Raw genomic sequence first — 16,823 nt, forward strand, 5'->3', positions numbered from 1 at the left:
CGCGTCGCGGAGTATTCGCAAGTCAATGCCGCCGAAATCGAGCCGGACAGAAAAAACGCGAGCGGGGCATTATCGGCAGCGGCCAAGGCGTCCAAGGACGCGGCCACTGGAGACTTGTTCGGCAACAACAGCGGCGCGAAAGCCCCTCCGGCGATCAGGGCAAGGGCGACAAGCGACACCGAGATCAAGACGCCGCAAGCCCTCGCTGCGGCGCGCCTTGAAGCCGTGCGCAAGTTGCCGGTTCAGCCAGACAAGCATGAGATCGTCCGCTCGCTGGACCGGCTGAAGAGTTGGATCGCCCGCATCGACAACGACGGCAGCTTCGCGGTCGAGGCGCTGGCGCCGACGATCGATCCCATGCAGGCCGAATTGTGCGGCATCGCGCTGGCGGTCGCGCCGAACGACGCCTGTTACGTCCCGCTCGGTCACAGGCAGTCCGGCGACGGGGCCGGGCTGTTCGCCGCCGGGCTTGCGCCGGATCAGATCGCGGCCTCCGATGCGTTGAAGCTCCTGAAGCCGGTTCTCGAATCCGGCGGCCATCTGAAGGTCGGCTTCAACGTCAAGTTCACCGCCGTGCTGCTGGCCCGGCACGGCATCGTCATGCAGAACAACGATGACGTCGAGTTGATCTCCTATGCGCTCGATGCCGGACGCGGCTCCCATGATCTTCCATCGCTGGCAAAGCGGTGGCTCGGCCATGCCAGCCTGGGCTATGGCGAGTTGATCGGCAGCGGCAGGAACAAGCTCGCCTACGATCAGGTGCCGATCGATCGCGCCACGTCCTATGCCGCGGAATATGCCGACCTCACTTTGCGGCTGTGGCAGGTCTTGAAGCCGCGGCTGGTCGCCGAGCGCATGACCACCGTCTACGAGACGCTGGAGCGGCCGATGATCGCGACGCTGGCACGGATGGAACAGCGCGGCATCACCATCGACCGCCAGGTGCTGTCGCGGCTGTCGAGCGAATTCGCCCAGACCGCTGCGCGGCTGGAAGCCGAGATCCACGAACTCGCGGGCGAGCCGATCAATGTCGGCAGCCCGAAGCAGATCGGCGACATCATGTTCGGCAAGATGGGCTTGCCGGGCGGCAGCAAGACCAAGACCGGCGCATGGTCGACCTCGGCGCAGATCCTCGACGAACTCGCCGAACAGGGTCACGACTTCCCGCGCAAGATCCTCGACTGGCGGCAGGTCTCCAAGCTCAAATCAACCTATACCGACGCGCTGCCGGAACACGTCGATCCGCAGACCCGCCGCGTCCACACGACCTATGCGCTCGCCGCTACCACCACAGGACGCCTGTCGTCGAACGAGCCGAACCTGCAGAACATCCCGGTGCGCAATGAGGAGGGCCGCAAAATCCGCCGCGCCTTCATCGCGACGCCGGGCCACAAGCTGGTGTCGGCCGACTATTCCCAGATCGAGCTGCGGCTGCTCGCCGAAATCGCCGACATTCCGGTCCTGAAGCAGGCGTTCCGCGACGGTCTCGACATTCACGCCATGACGGCGTCGGAAATGTTCGGCGTGCCGGTGCAGGGCATGCCCGGCGAAATCCGCCGCCGCGCCAAGGCGATCAACTTCGGCATCATTTATGGCATCTCGGCGTTCGGCCTCGCCAACCAACTCGGAATCCCGCGCGAGGAAGCGGCCGCCTACATCAAGAAGTATTTCGAGCGCTTTCCCGGCATCCGCGCCTACATGGATGCGACCCGCGACTTCTGCCGCGAGCACGGCTATGTCATCACCCTGTTCGGCCGCAAATGCCACTACCCCGACATCAAATCGCCGAACCCCTCGCATCGCGCCTTCAACGAGCGCGCCGCGATCAATGCGCGCCTGCAAGGCACCGCCGCCGACATCATCCGCCGCGCCATGGTGCGGATGGACGACGCGCTTGCCGGGAAGAAGCTGTCGGCGAAGATGCTGCTGCAGGTGCATGACGAACTGATTTTCGAAGTGCCCGACGACGAGGTGGCGGCGACGCTGCCGGTGGTGCAGCATGTGATGCAGGATGCGCCGTTCCCGGCGGTGCTGCTGTCGGTGCCGCTGCGGGTCGACGCCCGCGCCGCCGACAACTGGGACGAGGCGCATTAAAGCATGCCTGCGATCTGACCGATGAGCGACATTTTTTCGGGCTCGCTCGCCGCCTTCGCGCTGACCTCGCTCGTCATCGAGATGACGCCGGGGCCGAACATGGCCTATCTTGCGGCGCTGTCGCTGTCGCAAGGCATCCGCGCCGGGCTCGCCGCCGTCGGCGGCGTCGCGCTCGGACTCTCCGTTTATGGCGCGGTGGCGGCGCTCGGTCTCAGCGCGGCGATCGACAATTCGCCGCTGCTCTACGAGGTGCTGCGCTGGGGCGGGGTCGTTTATCTGCTGTGGCTCGCCTGGGAGGCGTGGGCGAGCGAGGCGGAGACCGCCCCTGAAAAAGCCGGCGATCCCGACGTCCGCCCCGGACGGGCGTTTCGTCGCGGCCTCATCACCAATCTGCTCAATCCGAAGGCGGCGGTGTTCTACGTCGCGGTGCTTCCGGACTTCATCCAGGTCGACAAGGGATCGATCGTGACGCAGACGCTTGGGCTGTCGGCGCTCTATGTCGGCGTCGCCACGCTGGTCCATCTCGTCATCGTGATGCTGGCCTCGCGCCTGCAGAACGTGGTCCGGACCCCGGACAAGCGCAGGAGCATCCGGCGCGTGCTGGCGGTTGCGCTTGCCGCTATAGCTGTCTGGTTCGCCTTCAGTACCGCCCGCTGATCGGGCCGCATTGAACTGTTGATGGGCGCCCGGAAAAGTGGTTCACCCTGCCGATCATCGCTAGATTGATCTCCGCCTGCCACCCTTACGAGCCTGTCCGTGTCCCAGTCCGCCTCCCGCGCCCGCCTTGCCGAGATCATCCGCACCCGCTCGTTCGGGCGCGGCGAAATCACGCTGGCGTCGGGGCGCAAAAGCGATTTCTACTTCAACCTGAAGCCGACCATGCTCGACCCCGAGGGCGCGGCGCTGCTCGCGGAACTGAGCTTCGAGGCGCTCAAGGACGACGGACTCGATTATATCGGCGGCCTCGAGATGGGCGCGGTGCCCCTCGCCGGCGCCATCGCACAGTTGTCGTGGCTCAAGCATCAGCCGATCGCCGCCTTCTTCGTGCGCAAGAAGCCGAAAGAGCACGGTGCGCGGCTGGCCGTGGAAGGCCTCGCCAAGGACGAGAGCCTCAAGGGCAAGCGCGTCGTCATCGTCGAGGACGTCACCACCACCGGCGGCTCCGCCATCAAGGCGGTGGAGTCCGTGCGCGAAGCCGGCGGCGAGATCGTGCTGGTGTTCACCATGGTGGACCGGGAGGAAGGCGCGGCGGAAGCCTTCGCACAGGCCGGCGTGCCGTTCCGCGCACTGTACAAGGCGAGCGAATTCCTCAACCGGTAATCGCTTCCAGACTTCATCAGGAACACAACCGGAACGCATGGACTGCGGCGGCGCTGCGGCGCGTTGACCACGTTCCCGACTCGGAACGTTTCTCGCTCCGTGATATTGAATCATATTCAGCCGTCCCCCGGCCCGTCGCGTATGGAGTTCTCCGATGGCCCCGCGTGCGAACTGGAAAGGCTTTCTGCGCCTTTCGCTCGTGACCTGTCCGGTCGCCCTGTTTCCGGCGACGTCGGAGTCCGAGAAGGTCAGCTTCAACCAGATCAATCGCAAGACCGGCCACCGCATCAAGTATCAGAAGGTCGATGCCGAAACCGGCGAGGACGTGGACAGCGAGGACATCGTCAAGGGCTACAAGATCGACAGCGACACCTATCTCGAGGTCACCAAGGACGAACTCGACAACATCGCGCTGGAGTCTACCCACACCATCGAGATCGACCAGTTCGTGCCCCGCGCCGAGATCGACGACCTCTATATCGTAAGGCCGTATTATCTGGTGCCCGACGGCAAGGTCGGACACGACGCCTATGCGGTGATCCGCGACACCATCAAGGCGACCGGCAAGGTCGCACTGGCGCGGGTGGTGCTCACCAACCGCGAGCACGTCATCGCGCTGGAAGCGCGCGACAACGGGCTGGTCGGCCTGCTGCTGCGCTACGCGTACGAGGTGCGCGACGCATCGGATTATTTCGACGACATCAAGGACGTGAAGATCACCAAGGACATGCTTGATCTCGCGCGGCACATCGTCGAGCAGAAATCCGGTCACTTCGAACCGGATTCATTCGAGGATCACTATGAGGCTGCCCTGCAGAATCTGATCGAGCAGAAGCAGGCCGGTCGGCCGATCGCCAAAGCGAAGATCAAGACCGAAGGCAATGTCATCAACCTGATGGACGCCTTGCGGCAGAGCTTGAAGGGCGGCAAATCCACACCATCCGCAAACGACAAGCCGGCGCCAGCGAAAGGCAGGAAGTCCAAAAAACGCATCGAAGGCCAGCGCGAGATGCTGTTTCCGATCGAGGGCAAGAAGGCGGCAAAGGAGTCCAAGCGCGAGCCCGCGAAGCGTCCGGCCAGGACGCGCGGCGCGAACAAGACGCCCGCGAAACGCAAGGCCGGTTAGAGCGAAATGAGGAAAAAGTGTGCAACGGTTTTCCTCATCCCGCTCCAAAATATTGGGATCGATCACGCTCATGATTTTGGTTCGATCCCAAATCATCGTGATCTGACCGGCACGCGCCGATGCGCAAGCTGATCGCCTTCGACGACGAAACCATGGCAGCGCTGACGCGTCTCGGCCGGGATCGTATGGCGACGATACAGGATCTGGCCGACGAGGCTTTCGCCGATCTTTTGAAAAAGCACGACGTGCCGATCGACCTCAAGGACGCGCTGCGCAAGAGCGCGGGTGTAAGGCGCAAAAAATCGTAACGTCGCGGCACCCGCGAGCATTTCCGGGCGTTGCACATGGTACGCTCCAACTGGACCCGACGCCGTGACTTCCCGAAAGCTCAGCACCTATCGCAAGAAACGCGACTTCTCAAAAACCACAGAGCCGAGCGGCAAAGCGCGCGTCGCGGCTTCGAAGCAACGGCGCTTCGTTATCCAGAAGCACGCCGCCACGCGGCTGCATTACGACTTCCGCCTCGAATATGACGGCGCGTTCAAGTCCTGGGCCGTGACGCGCGGCCCCTCGCTCGACCCGGGAGAGAAGCGGCTCGCGGTGGAGGTCGAGGATCATCCGCTCGACTACGGCGATTTCGAGGGCACGATACCGAAAGGCCAGTATGGCGGCGGCACCGTGGAAATCTGGGACCGCGGCTACTGGTACGCAGACGATCCGGCGAAGGGTCTCGCCAAGGGCGACCTCAAATTCGCGCTGATGGGCGAGAAGCTCAAGGGCGAGTGGGTGCTGGTGCGCATGAAGCACGACCGCAGCGGCGGCAAGCGCACCAACTGGCTGCTGATCAAGCACCGCGACGACTACGCCAAGCCGGGCAGCGGCGAGGACGTGCTCAAGCACGACCGCTCTGTCGCGTCCGGGCGTACGCTCGATCAGATCGCGCAAGGCAAGGGCAAGGCGCCTGAGCCCTTCATGATGACCACGCGGACCGCCGGCTCCGACGCGGTCTGGAATTCCAACAAGGGCCTTGCAGCCGAGGCGCGGGCGACAAAGACAAGCGCCAAACCCGCTTCAACCCGCAAGCGAGCACCGAAAAAAGCCACGACACGAGCGAGCAAGATACGAACGAGCAAGACGCAAGCGAACAAGGCCCGCGCCCTCAAGGACGATATGCCCGACTTCGCCGGATTTCAGCTATGCGAAATTTCGGCACGGCCGCCGACGGCGGAGGGCTGGGTGCACGAGATCAAGTTCGACGGCTACCGCATCCAGATGCGGATCGAGAACGGCGAGGTGACACTCAAAACCCGCAAGGGCCTCGACTGGACCGACAAGTTTTCCACCATCGCAAAAGCAGCCGCGAGACTGTCCGACGCCATCATCGACGGCGAGATCGTCGCACTCGACAGCAAGGGCCATCCGGACTTTTCCGCGATGCAGGCCGCGCTGTCCGATGGCAAGACGGACAACCTCGTGTTCTTCGCTTTCGACCTGCCGTTCGCCGGGGGCGAGGATCTGCGTCCGCTGCCGCTGCTCGCGCGCAAGCAACGGCTTCGCAAATTGCTCGGACGCTCGGCGCAATCGAGCCGCTCGCCGATCCGCTACGTCGAGCATTTCGACGCGGACGGTGAACAGATGCTCGCATCGGCTCGCAAGTCCGGCCTCGAAGGCATTATCTCAAAGCAGGCGGATGCGCCGTATCGCGCCGGCCGTGGCGGAAGCTGGCTCAAGGTCAAGAGCCGCCCAGGCCATGAGGTCGTGATCGGCGGCTGGAAAACAACGGGCGGAAAATTCCGCTCGCTGATGGCCGGAGTCTACGAGGGCGATCGTCTCGTCTATACCGGCATCGTCGGCACCGGCTACGGCCGCGACACCGTGAAGCGCATCATGCCGGCGCTGAAGGCCGCAGCGGCCTCGAAAAGCCCGTTCTCCGGCAAGAATGCCCCCTCCGGCGGACGCGACGTGCACTGGCTCAAGCCGGAGTTGGTCGCCGAAATCGAATTCGCCGGCTGGACCCATGACGGCATGGTCAGGCAGGCCGCCTTCAAGGGTTTGCGCGCAGACAAGCCGGCCGGCGAGGTCAAGGCGGAGATGCCGGTCCGTACGGCGGTGCCCAAGCTCGACGCAAGGGCCGCGGCCACGGCGCGCACGCAGACCACGACGTCGCGCCCGCCGCACGCGTCTTCGGCGCGGGATCGCGCGACGGTCATGGGCGTTGCGATCACGCATCCGGACAAGGCGCTGTGGCCCGATGGCGGGGACAAACAACCGGTCACCAAACGGGACCTCGCCGAATATATGGAGACCGTCGGCGCTTGGATGATGCCACACATTCAGGGGCGGCCGTGTTCGATCGTGCGCGCTCCGGACGGCATCGACGGCGAAACCTTCTTCCAGCGTCATGCCATGCCGGGGATGTCGGACCTCGTCACCCAGGCTAAAGTGCATGGCGACCGTAAGCCTTATCTTCAGATCGATCGCGTCGAAGGCCTGATCGCGGTGGCGCAAATCGGCGGACTTGAACTGCATCCGTGGAATTGCGCGCCCGATCAATACGCCGTGCCGGGACGACTGGTGTTCGATCTCGATCCGGCGCCAGGTGTCGCATTCTCCGATGTGATCGCGACGGCAAGGGAGATGAAGCAGCGCCTTGAGGCGCTCGGACTTGAGCCATTCTGCAAGACCACAGGCGGCAAGGGCCTGCACGTAGTCACGCCACTTGCCACCGCCAAAAAGGAAACGCTAACCTGGAAGCAAGCCAAGATGTTCGCGCAGGCCGTGTGCGAACAAATGGCAGCGGATGAACCCGACAAATATCTCATCAACATGTCGAAGAAGCAGCGCGAGGGCAAAATCTTTCTGGATTATCTTCGCAACGACACCAAGTCGACCGCTGTGGCGCCGCTGTCGCCGCGTGCGCGCCCCGGCGCGACCGTGTCGATGCCGCTGAACTGGTCGCAGGTGAAAGCCGGCCTCGATCCCAAACGTTTCACGCTTCGCACCGCCGCTGACCTCCTGAAGAAAAGCAAGGCGTGGTCGGGTTACGACGGGGCGGCCCGCCCGCTGCAGGCCGCGATCGCAAAGCTGCTCCGATGACGGACATCGGGGACGGACGATTCGCAAAGGTCGCGCTGCTCGGCGTCCCCATCGACATGGGCGCCGCGCAACGCGGCACCTTGATGGGCCCGGCGGCGTTGCGCACCGCGGGCATCAAGCCGGTGCTGGAGAACCTCGGCATTGAGGTGAGCGATCACGGCGACGTCTCGGTCGCTCAAGGGGCGCCGACGACCGACCAGATTCCCGCAAACGCCAACCACTACCGCGACATCCAGGCATGGGTCCGCGCACTCAGCCCGCGCGCTTATGATCTGGCGAAGTCCGGCGCGATACCGATCTTTCTCGGCGGCGACCACAGCCTCTCGATGGGTTCGGTCAACGGCGTCGCGCGCTATTGGCATGAGCGGGGCCGCGAGTTGTTCGTGCTCTGGCTCGACGCCCATGCCGACTACAATACACCGCTGACGACGATGACCGCGAACATGCACGGCATGTCCGCCGCCTTCCTGTGCGGCGAGCCCGGACTCGACGGCCTGCTCGGCGCGGAGCCGCGCGCGTCGATCACGTCAGCGCATCTCGACCTGTTCGGAATCCATTCGATCGACCCGTTCGAGAAGAAGCTGGTGCATGACCGGCGCATCGCCATCGCCGACATGCGCGAGATCGACGAGTTCGGCGTGGCGGTGCTGATCCGCCGCGTCATCGATCGGGTCAAAGCGCGCAACGGAGTGCTGCACGTCAGCTTCGATCTCGATGTTCTTGATCCAACGGTGGCGCCCGGTGTCGGCACCACCGTTCCCGGCGGCGCGACCTATCGCGAGGCGCATCTCATCATGGAGCTGTTGCACGATTCCGGGTTGGTCCGCTCGGTCGACATCGTCGAACTCAATCCGTTTCTCGACGAGCGCGGGCGAACCGCGCGGGTCGCGGTCGAATTGATCGCGAGCCTGTTCGGGCAACAGATCACCGACCGCCCGACTCCCAGCAATACCCTGGGCGGGAACTGACACTCTTTGTTTATCCATGCGGCATCAGCATCGCTGACGTTCATGCGAGCGCGGTCGTGACCGCACGCCCGACGGCCGCCATGACCGCATCTTGCCGCTCCACCGGCGCAGCCGCGCCCGTGAGATAGGCTGTTATGACAAACGGCGCGCGGTCCGGCGGCCAGATCACCGCGACGTCATTCGCCGTTCCCTGCTCGCCCGTTCCGGTCTTGTCGCCGACGCGCCATCCGGCCGGCAAGCCGGCGCGCAGCCGCTTGCTCCCGGTCGTGTTGGCTGCGAGCCAGCTCACAAGTTGCGTGCGCGATTTCGTCGACAGCACGTCGCCCAGCGCCAACGCCCGCAGGTCCGCGGCCATCGCGTCCGGCGTCGTCGTATCGCGCAGATCATCCGGCGCCGCCTCGTTGAGTTCGGTCTCGATACGATCGAGGCGCGTCACCTCGTCGCCAAGCGACCGCACGAAGGCGGTCAGGCCCTGCGGACCGCCGATGCTTGCAAGCAGCAGATTGCCGGCGGTGTTGTCGCTGAGCGTCATGGCGGCCTCGCACAATTCGGCGACGGTCATGCCGACAGGACCGACATGCTTCTGGGTTTCCGGCGAATGCGTCACGAGATCGGAGTCGGTGAAATAAATCCGCCGCGCGAGACTCTCCTTGCCCGCATCGACGCTGTGAAGCACGGCCCCCGACGCCAGTACCTTGAAGGTGCTGCACATCGGAAATCGCTCGTCCATCCGATGACCGACACACTGGCCGGTGCCGGTGTCGAGCATGGCGACGCCGAGCCGTCCACCGCTTCCGCCCTCCAGGCGTTTCAATTCCTCGACAAATCTCTTCTCAAGCACCGCAGCCGCAGGGGCGTGGTCTACGCGCCCCACAACGACAAGGCCGGCCAGACCCGCACCCGCCGCGCGCAACAACTGTCGTCTGCCGATCATTTTGAAGCATCCTCATGTTCCGCCGCACCGATGCTGCCGCAAGCTGCAGCGGTAGAATATTCCGTGGAATGAAACCCGCGAACCAGATTCCGATTATTTTGGATCAATTCGATCCAAAATCATGAACGTGACCGATACCAATATTCGAGAGCGGGATATGGACGGAAAGCCGCTGCACGCATTCCTCTCCCGCCCCAGTTGAGTGAGCATGATCCTATCCGAAAACCGGTTTCCAGTTGTCGGGATCATGCTCTAATAAGAAGACTCGGGATTAAAAAAGGCGGCTGACCGGCCACCCCTTTTGATTTCACAAAATTGATTTGCGAACTCTACTCCGCCGCGATTCCCACCTCGGGCGCCGCGGCCCTGACCTCCGCATCGACGTCGTTCTCGAATCTGGCGAAGTTCTTCCGAAACATGCCGACCAGCGCGCGGGCGGTTTTGTCGAACTCTGCCTTGTCGGCCCAGGTCTTGATCGGATTGAGAATATGAGGCTCGACGCCCGGCACGGATGTCGGCACCGCAAATCCGAAATACCTGTCAGTACGACATTGAACGTCGCGGAGCGAACCGTCGAGCGCCGCACCAACCAGCGCGCGCGTAACCTTGAGCGGCATGCGGCGGCCGGTGCCGTATTTGCCGCCGGTCCAGCCCGTATTGACCAGCCAACAATCGACGTTGTGCTTCGCGATCAACCCGCGCAGCATATTGCCGTAAACGCTGGGCTCGCGCGGCAGGAAAGGCGAGCCGAAGCAGGTCGAGAATTCCGGCTGCGGCTCGTCGCCGAGACCGCGCTCGGTTCCCGCCACCTTCGCGGTGTAACCGGAGAGAAAATGATACATCGCCTGCGCCGGCGTCAGCTTGGCGATCGGCGGCAGCACGCCAAAGGCATCGGCTGCAAGCATGACCAGATTTTTGGGCTGACCCGCGCAGCCGGTCAACGACGCGTTCGGAATAAATTCGAGCGGATAGGCCGAACGGGTGTTCTCTGTCTTCGAGCCGTCATCGAAATCGGGCACGCGGGTGGATTCGGCGTGCACGACGTTTTCAAGCACCGCGCCGAAGCGTTTCGAGGCCGCATGAATTTCGGGCTCGGCGTCCTGCGACAGTTTGATGCATTTGGCGTAACATCCGCCCTCGAAATTGAAGATGCCATCCTTGCTCCAGCCGTGCTCGTCGTCGCCGATCAGCGTGCGGCTGGGATCGGCGGAGAGCGTGGTTTTTCCTGTACCCGAAAGGCCGAAGAAGATCGCGCTGTCGCCACCAGCGCCGACATTGGCCGAACAATGCATCGGCAGCACGCCTTTGTCCGGCAGCAAGTAATTCAGTGTGGTGAAGATGCTCTTCTTCATTTCCCCCGCATAACGAGACCCGCCGATCAGAATGATTCCGCGGGCGAGATCGAGGGCCACGACATTCTCCGAGCGGACGCCGTGACGTTTGGGGTCGGCGCGAAAGCTCGGCAGGTCGATGACGGTCAATTCGGGAACGAAGCTTGCAAGCTCCGAGGTTTCCGGCCGACGCAATAACGTGCGGATGAACAGCGAATGCCAGGCCAGCTCCGTGAAAACGCGGGTCTTGATGCGAAAGTTCGGATCGGCGCCGCCATAGAGATCCTGCGCGGAAAGCGTCATACCTTCGGCGTGATCGAGGAAATCGGCATGCAGCGCGGCGAATTGCCCCGGCGTGATCGACTGATTCCCATCCCACCAGACTTTTTTATCGGTGACTGCGTCGCGAACTGTGAACTTGTCCTTCGGGCTGCGGCCCGTGAACACGCCGGTGTCCGCGCATAACGCGCCGTCCGCGTTCACCATCGCTTCGCCCTTGCGCAGCGCATGCTCGTAAAGTTGCGGCGCGCCGAAATTCCAGTACACGGCTTTGACGTTCTTCAGCCCGCTTTTTCCGGCGCCGAAGCCGTCGTTACGCACGCCTATTTCTCGCACGGAGAATTCCTCCTCGAACTCCCGTATGACCCGCGCGATCGTTCATCACGTCTGCTTCGCTTCGCGGGCTTGATCCGCCAATTCCTTCAAAACACTCCGAAGCTCGGCTGGAGTAACAATCCGCCGCGGAAAATCCAGCCGCAGCGCGTCATGACCGTCGGCACTCATGTCCAGGCCATCGGGATCGCACCCCGTGCAGCGCCAGTCGGCGGCCTTGGCGCCAAGCAATCGCGTCGCATAGAGATTCAGCGCATCGCGATGATCGGCGTTGATATGATCGATCGCGCCCTGTTCGGCCTCGAGCAGCGCGGCCGCGCCCTCCAGGCTGGTCAGAATCTTTTCGGGCTTGAGATCCACGATCCGCCCGAAGCCGGCGACGAGATGAACATTGGTCGGCCGAATCCGGAAGAACGAGAAATCCTTGAAGTCCGCGAATGACTCCGCCGACGGATGAGCGTTCAGATACCGCCGGCGCAGGGTTGCCCTGAGTTCCCCGTCCGCTTCCTCGGCCGTTCCGCCGACCATGATGCGGGAGCCTTCCAGCGGATCGCCCTCGGCGCGCTCGTCCAGCATCAGCGACACCCTGTTATCGGCGATAATATTTTTGGTATGCACCGCAAGCCGCGAAATGAGGAGAATTGGCGAACCATCATAATGGCTTGCGACATTCACGAGCGAGCAATAAGGGTCGCCGCTGCCGGTCATCAGGGTCGCAAGCGCGCCCTGCCGGCTTCGCCGCAGCAGCGATCGGGTGAGCTTCGAGGCGGTGAAATTGGCTGTCGGCTGCATAGCTTAAGTCCTCAATTCCATTTGAAAAAACCGCCCTCTCGGGCTAAATTAAGGGATTGAACAAGCACGGAACAGTGGCGTCCTTTACGCATTTTCCGGGAACTCGGTCACACTTCAGCCCAGCTTGCATTGCTCGTTGACCGCGTTCTTAAGGCCACTCCAACGGCAGACGGTCGAATCGTTCGCCTCTCGCCATCCGCTTCGGAAAGCAGGCATATGCCCACAATCGCTTTGGTCGATGACGACCGCAACATTCTCACATCGGTCTCGATCGCGCTCGAAGCCGAAGGCTATCGCATCATGACCTACACTGACGGTGCATCGGCGCTCGACGGCTTCCGCACCAGTCAACCCGATCTCGCGATCCTCGACATCAAGATGCCGCGCATGGACGGAATGGAGACGCTGCGAAGGCTGCGTCAGAAATCCGACTTGCCCGTTATTTTCCTCACCTCCAAAGACGAAGAGATCGACGAACTGTTCGGTCTCAAGATGGGGGCCGACGACTTTATCCGCAAGCCGTTCTCGCAGCGGCTGCTCGTAGAACGCGTCAAGGCGGTGTTGCGCCGCGCCTGCCCGAAAGACCCGGCCGCAGCCCCCAAGGAGACCGACGCCAAGGCGCTCGACCGCGGTCTGCTGCGCATGGACCCCGAGCGCCACACCTGCACCTGGAAGAACGAGCCCGTCACCCTGACGGTTACGGAATTCCTGATCCTGCAGGCGCTCGCGACGCGTCCCGGCGTGGTCAAGAGCCGCAACGCGCTGATGGACGCCGCCTATGACGATCAGGTCTATGTCGACGATCGCACCATCGACAGCCACATCAAGCGGTTGCGCAAGAAGTTCAAGGTCGTCGACGACGATTTCGAGATGATCGAAACCCTCTACGGCGTGGGTTACCGGTTCAAGGAAACCTGATAAACTGCCGTTCCGGGGTATGCAGCCTGCGAGCCGATCCACGCTTGGGGTAAGGATTTCCCGATGCGCGGTCTAATCCGCGGCAGACGTCCCCGGCGCGACTGGAAAACTTTGGTCGGCACGGGTGCATCCTCAGCGTGAACGCGAAGTGTGAGCGCGGGAATGACGATGGTGAAATGTAGGACCGACAACCGGGCAGTTTCAGTCATTGCTTGATCGAACGCAGCCTGACCTCAATCCGGATGCCGAGGACACCTCCCAGGTCCCCGCGACGGAAGCTCCTGCCGGTCATGTCGAGCCGACGCCACGGTGGCGGCCGCGAGACTGGCTGAGCCGCGCCGGGCAGTTTCTTTTCACGCTCAGTTTTTCGAGCCTGACCCGCCGCATCGTGTCGTTGAATCTCGCGGGCCTGATCGCGCTGGCTGCCAGCATTCTGTATCTCTCGCAATTCCGCGCCGGACTGATCGACGCGCGCGCGCAAAGCCTGCTGGTGCAGGGCGAGATCATCGCAAGCGCCATCGCCGCTTCGGCGACGGTGGAAACCAACACCATCACCATCGACCCCGACCGCCTGCTCAATCTCAAGCCCGGCGAGAGCTACGGAGCGCCCGAAGAATTTTCCGGGCTGGATTTCCCGATCAATCCCGAGCGCGTCGCTCCGGTGCTGCGGCGGCTGATCTCGCCGACCAAGACGCGCGCGCGCATCTACGACCGGGACGGCGTGCTGATCCTCGACAGCCGCAGCCTTTTTCGTCGCGGCGACGTCATCCGCTTCGAACTGCCGCCACCGACCGAAGTCAAGCCGGGCTTCCTGGAACGCACCACGATCGCGATCCGCACCTGGCTCAATCGCGGCGATCTTCCGCTTTACCGCGAACTCGGTCCTGAAAACGGCAACGGTTACCAGGAGGTCGCGCAATCGCTCAAGGGCGAGAAGTCCAGCATGGTCCGGATCAACGATCGCGGCGAAATCATCGTCTCGGTTGCGGTTCCGGTGGAGCGGCCGCGCGCCACCATCTTCGGCTCGCTGATGCTCTCCACCCAGGGCGACGACATCGACCAGATGGTGACGGCGGAGCGGCTGGCGATTCTGAAGGTGTTCGGCGTCGCCGTGATGGTCATGATCGTGCTGTCGCTGCTGCTGGCCAGCACCATCGCGGGGCCGGTGCGGCGGCTCGCCGACGGTGCCGAGCGCGTTCGCCGCCGCATCAAGACCCGCATCGAGATCCCCGATTTTACTCGCCGCCGCGACGAAATCGGTCACTTGTCCGGCGCGCTGCGCGAGATGACCGACGCGCTCTACAACCGCATCGAGGCGATCGAGACTTTCGCCGCCGACGTCTCCCACGAACTGAAAAATCCCCTCACCTCGCTGCGCTCCGCAGTGGAGACGCTGCCGCTTGCAAAAACCGAAGCCAGCCGCAACCGCCTGCTCGAGGTGATCGAGCACGACGTGCGCCGGCTCGATCGCCTGATCTCCGACATATCCGACGCCAGCCGTCTCGACGCCGAATTGCAGCGCACGGACGTGGCCCCGGTCGATGTCCGGCGCTTGCTGACCACGCTGACGTCGGTTGCGAACGAAACCAGGCTCGGCCACGACGTCGGCGTAGACGTACGCTTCGAAGGCAACCGGGCCGATACCTTCTCGATACCGGGGCATGACTTGCGGCTCGGCCAGGTCATCTCCAATCTGCTGACCAATGCGCAATCATTCTCGAAATCCGGCGGCCGTGTGCGCATCGTGTGCCGGAGACTGAAATCGGAAATCGAGATCGTGGTGGACGACGACGGGCCGGGCATTCGGCCCGATGCGCTGGAGCGCGTGTTCGAACGCTTCTACACCGACCGGCCGCACCAGGGTTTCGGCCAGAACTCCGGCCTCGGCCTGTCCATCTCCAAGCAGATCATCGAGGCGCATCGCGGTCGCATCTGGGCGGAAAACCGTCCCGGGCCGACCGACGCCCAGGGCGATACGCGGATCGCGGGCGCGCGCTTCGTGGTCCGGCTTCCGGCGACATGACCGTGCCATCCGGTTCGACAATCCATGGCTCCGCGGTTCTGGTGGGAGATCGCGCCGTTCTGATCCGCGGGCCCTCCGGCGCCGGCAAGTCCCGCCTCGCCTTCGATCTCATGCTGGCCGGCCGTAGCGGCCTGATCCCGGCAGCGACGCTGGTCGGCGACGACCGCCTTTGCCTGGAGCTCGTTCGCGATCGCCTTCTCGTCAGGCCGCCCCCCGAACTTGAGGGACTGATCGAAATCCGCGGGCTCGGCATTCGCCGCAGCGATTTTGTCGCGGAGGCGCCGGTCGGCCTCGTGGTCGATCTCGACGCGTCCGATGCCGAGCGGCTTCCCCCGGCAAATGCCCTGCAAACCACCATATTAGGGGTCGAACTGGCCCGAATCCCGGTCGCGGCGGCCTTTTCGCCACTTCCGATGACCATCGCCGCGCTGACGACCATGCCGGGTTGCAGCGACACTCAACCTTACTGCTGATTGCCGGGGGAAATCTGGTAACCATATAAGTCCAACTATAGCCACGAAGTAGCCATCGCGGCTCACAGAGCGGCCACGCTTTTCAGGGAAAAACCGGCCGCTCCCCCTTGCGTGAGGGCTCGGGATGGTCAAAGTGGCCCGTTCGTGCGGTGCACCAAGAGCACCCGCGAGGAGTTTTCAATGATTGGTCTGGTACTTGTGACCCACGGGCGCCTCGCCGATGAGTTCAAGGCGGCGCTCGAACATGTAATGGGCCCGCAAAAGCAAATTGAAGCCATCACCATCGGCGCCGAAGACGATGCCGATTTGTGCCGGGGCGATATCATCGAAGCCGTCAACCGCGTCGACAGCGGCGACGGCGTCGCCATTCTCACCGACATGTTCGGCGGCACGCCTTCAAACCTCGCGATCTCCTGCATGAGCCGACCCAAGGTCGAGGTGCTGGCGGGCATCAATCTTCCGATGCTCGTCAAGCTCGCCAAGGTGCGCGAGGAGCGCACGCTGCCCGACGCCATCGCGATGGCGCAGGAGGCCGGGCGTAAATACGTGACGATCGCCAGCCGCGTGCTTGCCGGGAAATGACCGGAAAGCCGGACGACGCAGTCTCGTCGAACGATGCGCCGACGACGGCGAGAGGATCTGCTGCTCCGGGCGCGGTCTCCCGCGAAATCCCGATCGTCAACAAGCGCGGCCTGCATGCGAGGGCGTCCGCGAAATTCGTTCAGATGGTCGAGCGCTTCAACGCCGACGTCAGCGTGACGCGCAACGGCGAGACGGTCGGCGGCAATTCGATCATGGGGTTGATGATGCTGGCCGCCGGAATCGGAACGACGATCACGGTGTCCGCAACCGGCCCCGAAGCCAAAGCCGCGGTCGCCGCGATCGCCGAACTCATCGGCAACAAATTCAACGAGGACGAGTGACCGGCATCGGTCGCCAAGGCCAGTAGCGCGGAAACCTCCGGAACGCGCTTATCGCACTTGACCGTTGCTTGCCCGCTGTTCGACCGGATGCTATCCCGCGCCCCATGACGACCTCTCCCATAGCCAATATCCGCAACTTTTCCATCGTCGCCCATATCGACCATGGAAAGTCGACGCTGGCCGACCGCCTGATCCAGATGACCGGCGGCCTGA

Annotated in this window: 15 protein-coding genes and 1 pseudogene; 13 read left to right on the forward strand and 3 right to left on the reverse strand. The window is 63.3% G+C overall.

The genetic code is table 11. From position 1 onward, the window contains the following. The 7 genes from polA to rocF all read left to right on the forward strand — a co-directional run. A partial coding sequence (polA, locus tag BGN91_RS04950; RefSeq protein ID WP_292611060.1) for a DNA polymerase I occupies window positions 1–2,094 on the forward strand: 2,094 nt, incomplete at its 5' end. A 21-nt stretch (window positions 2,095–2,115) separates the two neighbouring features. After that, complete coding sequence (locus BGN91_RS04955; protein ID WP_292611062.1) at window positions 2,116–2,751, forward strand: LysE family translocator; 636 nt, start codon at window positions 2,116–2,118, stop codon at window positions 2,749–2,751. Between the two features lie 99 nt (window positions 2,752–2,850). Next, window positions 2,851–3,414, forward strand: coding sequence for an orotate phosphoribosyltransferase (gene pyrE / locus BGN91_RS04960; protein ID WP_292611064.1), 564 nt, complete (start codon window positions 2,851–2,853; stop codon window positions 3,412–3,414). A gap of 154 nt (window positions 3,415–3,568) precedes the next feature. Next, on the forward strand, window positions 3,569–4,540 hold the full coding sequence (locus BGN91_RS04965) for a Ku protein (protein ID WP_292611066.1): 972 nt from the start codon (window positions 3,569–3,571) through the stop codon (window positions 4,538–4,540). Window positions 4,541–4,659: 119 nt separating this feature from the next. Continuing rightward, on the forward strand, window positions 4,660–4,848 hold the full coding sequence (locus tag BGN91_RS04970) for a hypothetical protein (protein WP_292611068.1): 189 nt from the start codon (window positions 4,660–4,662) through the stop codon (window positions 4,846–4,848). Between the two features lie 64 nt (window positions 4,849–4,912). Then, window positions 4,913–7,636 (forward strand): DNA ligase D, encoded by a 2,724-nt coding sequence (gene ligD / locus BGN91_RS04975; RefSeq protein WP_292611070.1) that lies wholly within the window; start codon window positions 4,913–4,915, stop codon window positions 7,634–7,636. Next, entirely contained in the window at window positions 7,633–8,604 is a 972-nt protein-coding gene (gene rocF, locus BGN91_RS04980) for an arginase (RefSeq protein WP_292611071.1), read from the forward strand. The genes ligD and rocF overlap by 4 nt, the downstream gene beginning before the upstream one ends. A gap of 40 nt (window positions 8,605–8,644) precedes the next feature. Here rocF and bla read toward each other — a convergent pair whose 3' ends face one another. From bla to BGN91_RS04995, 3 genes are all read right to left on the reverse strand, one after another. Continuing rightward, window positions 8,645–9,538 (reverse strand): class A beta-lactamase, encoded by an 894-nt coding sequence (gene bla / locus BGN91_RS04985; protein WP_292611073.1) that lies wholly within the window; start codon window positions 9,536–9,538, stop codon window positions 8,645–8,647. Between the two features lie 329 nt (window positions 9,539–9,867). Then, window positions 9,868–11,484, reverse strand: coding sequence for a phosphoenolpyruvate carboxykinase (locus BGN91_RS04990; RefSeq protein WP_292611074.1), 1,617 nt, complete (start codon window positions 11,482–11,484; stop codon window positions 9,868–9,870). A 45-nt stretch (window positions 11,485–11,529) separates the two neighbouring features. After that, window positions 11,530–12,273, reverse strand: a complete 744-nt coding sequence (locus BGN91_RS04995; RefSeq protein ID WP_292611075.1) for a DUF2470 domain-containing protein — start codon at window positions 12,271–12,273, stop codon at window positions 11,530–11,532. Window positions 12,274–12,489: 216 nt separating this feature from the next. Here BGN91_RS04995 and BGN91_RS05000 point away from each other — a divergent pair, with 216 nt between their 5' ends. From BGN91_RS05000 to BGN91_RS05025, 6 genes and pseudogenes are all read left to right on the forward strand, one after another. Then, window positions 12,490–13,191 (forward strand): response regulator transcription factor, encoded by a 702-nt coding sequence (locus tag BGN91_RS05000; RefSeq protein WP_292611076.1) that lies wholly within the window; start codon window positions 12,490–12,492, stop codon window positions 13,189–13,191. 208 nt (window positions 13,192–13,399) lie between these two features. Beyond that, entirely contained in the window at window positions 13,400–15,214 is a 1,815-nt protein-coding gene (locus BGN91_RS05005) for a sensor histidine kinase (RefSeq protein WP_292611078.1), read from the forward strand. Further along, window positions 15,211–15,739: pseudogene (locus tag BGN91_RS05010) on the forward strand (HPr kinase/phosphatase C-terminal domain-containing protein). Before BGN91_RS05005 ends, BGN91_RS05010 begins: the two are co-directional and overlap by 4 nt. A 128-nt stretch (window positions 15,740–15,867) precedes the next feature. Further along, the gene (locus BGN91_RS05015; protein WP_292611080.1) at window positions 15,868–16,269 is read left to right on the forward strand and encodes a PTS sugar transporter subunit IIA; all 402 of its coding nucleotides are present in this window, start codon (window positions 15,868–15,870) and stop codon (window positions 16,267–16,269) included. After that, window positions 16,266–16,610: an HPr family phosphocarrier protein gene (locus BGN91_RS05020; RefSeq protein ID WP_292611082.1), complete on the forward strand. Its 345-nt coding sequence runs from the start codon at window positions 16,266–16,268 to the stop codon at window positions 16,608–16,610. The genes BGN91_RS05015 and BGN91_RS05020 overlap by 4 nt, the downstream gene beginning before the upstream one ends. Window positions 16,611–16,714: 104 nt before the next feature. Next, a partial coding sequence (locus tag BGN91_RS05025; RefSeq protein WP_292611084.1) for a GTP-binding protein occupies window positions 16,715–16,823 on the forward strand: 109 nt, incomplete at its 3' end.

Origin of the sequence: Nitrobacter sp. 62-13 (assembly GCF_001896955.1) — a bacterium.
Taxonomy (GTDB): domain Bacteria; phylum Pseudomonadota; class Alphaproteobacteria; order Rhizobiales; family Xanthobacteraceae; genus Nitrobacter.

Excerpts from the sequence above, each read along its gene's own strand:
- BGN91_RS04955 (WP_292611062.1), top strand. The coding sequence starts at position 2,116 with ATGAGCGACATTTTTTCGGGCTCGCTCGCCGCCTTCGCGCTGACCTCG.
- BGN91_RS04965 (WP_292611066.1), top strand. The coding sequence starts at position 3,569 with ATGGCCCCGCGTGCGAACTGGAAAGGCTTTCTGCGCCTTTCGCTCGTG.
- BGN91_RS04970 (WP_292611068.1), top strand. The coding sequence starts at position 4,660 with ATGCGCAAGCTGATCGCCTTCGACGACGAAACCATGGCAGCGCTGACG.
- rocF (WP_292611071.1), top strand. The coding sequence starts at position 7,633 with ATGACGGACATCGGGGACGGACGATTCGCAAAGGTCGCGCTGCTCGGC.
- bla (WP_292611073.1), bottom strand. The coding sequence starts at position 9,538 with ATGATCGGCAGACGACAGTTGTTGCGCGCGGCGGGTGCGGGTCTGGCC.
- BGN91_RS04995 (WP_292611075.1), bottom strand. The coding sequence starts at position 12,273 with ATGCAGCCGACAGCCAATTTCACCGCCTCGAAGCTCACCCGATCGCTG.
- BGN91_RS05000 (WP_292611076.1), top strand. The coding sequence starts at position 12,490 with ATGCCCACAATCGCTTTGGTCGATGACGACCGCAACATTCTCACATCG.
- BGN91_RS05015 (WP_292611080.1), top strand. The coding sequence starts at position 15,868 with ATGATTGGTCTGGTACTTGTGACCCACGGGCGCCTCGCCGATGAGTTC.
- BGN91_RS05020 (WP_292611082.1), top strand. The coding sequence starts at position 16,266 with ATGACCGGAAAGCCGGACGACGCAGTCTCGTCGAACGATGCGCCGACG.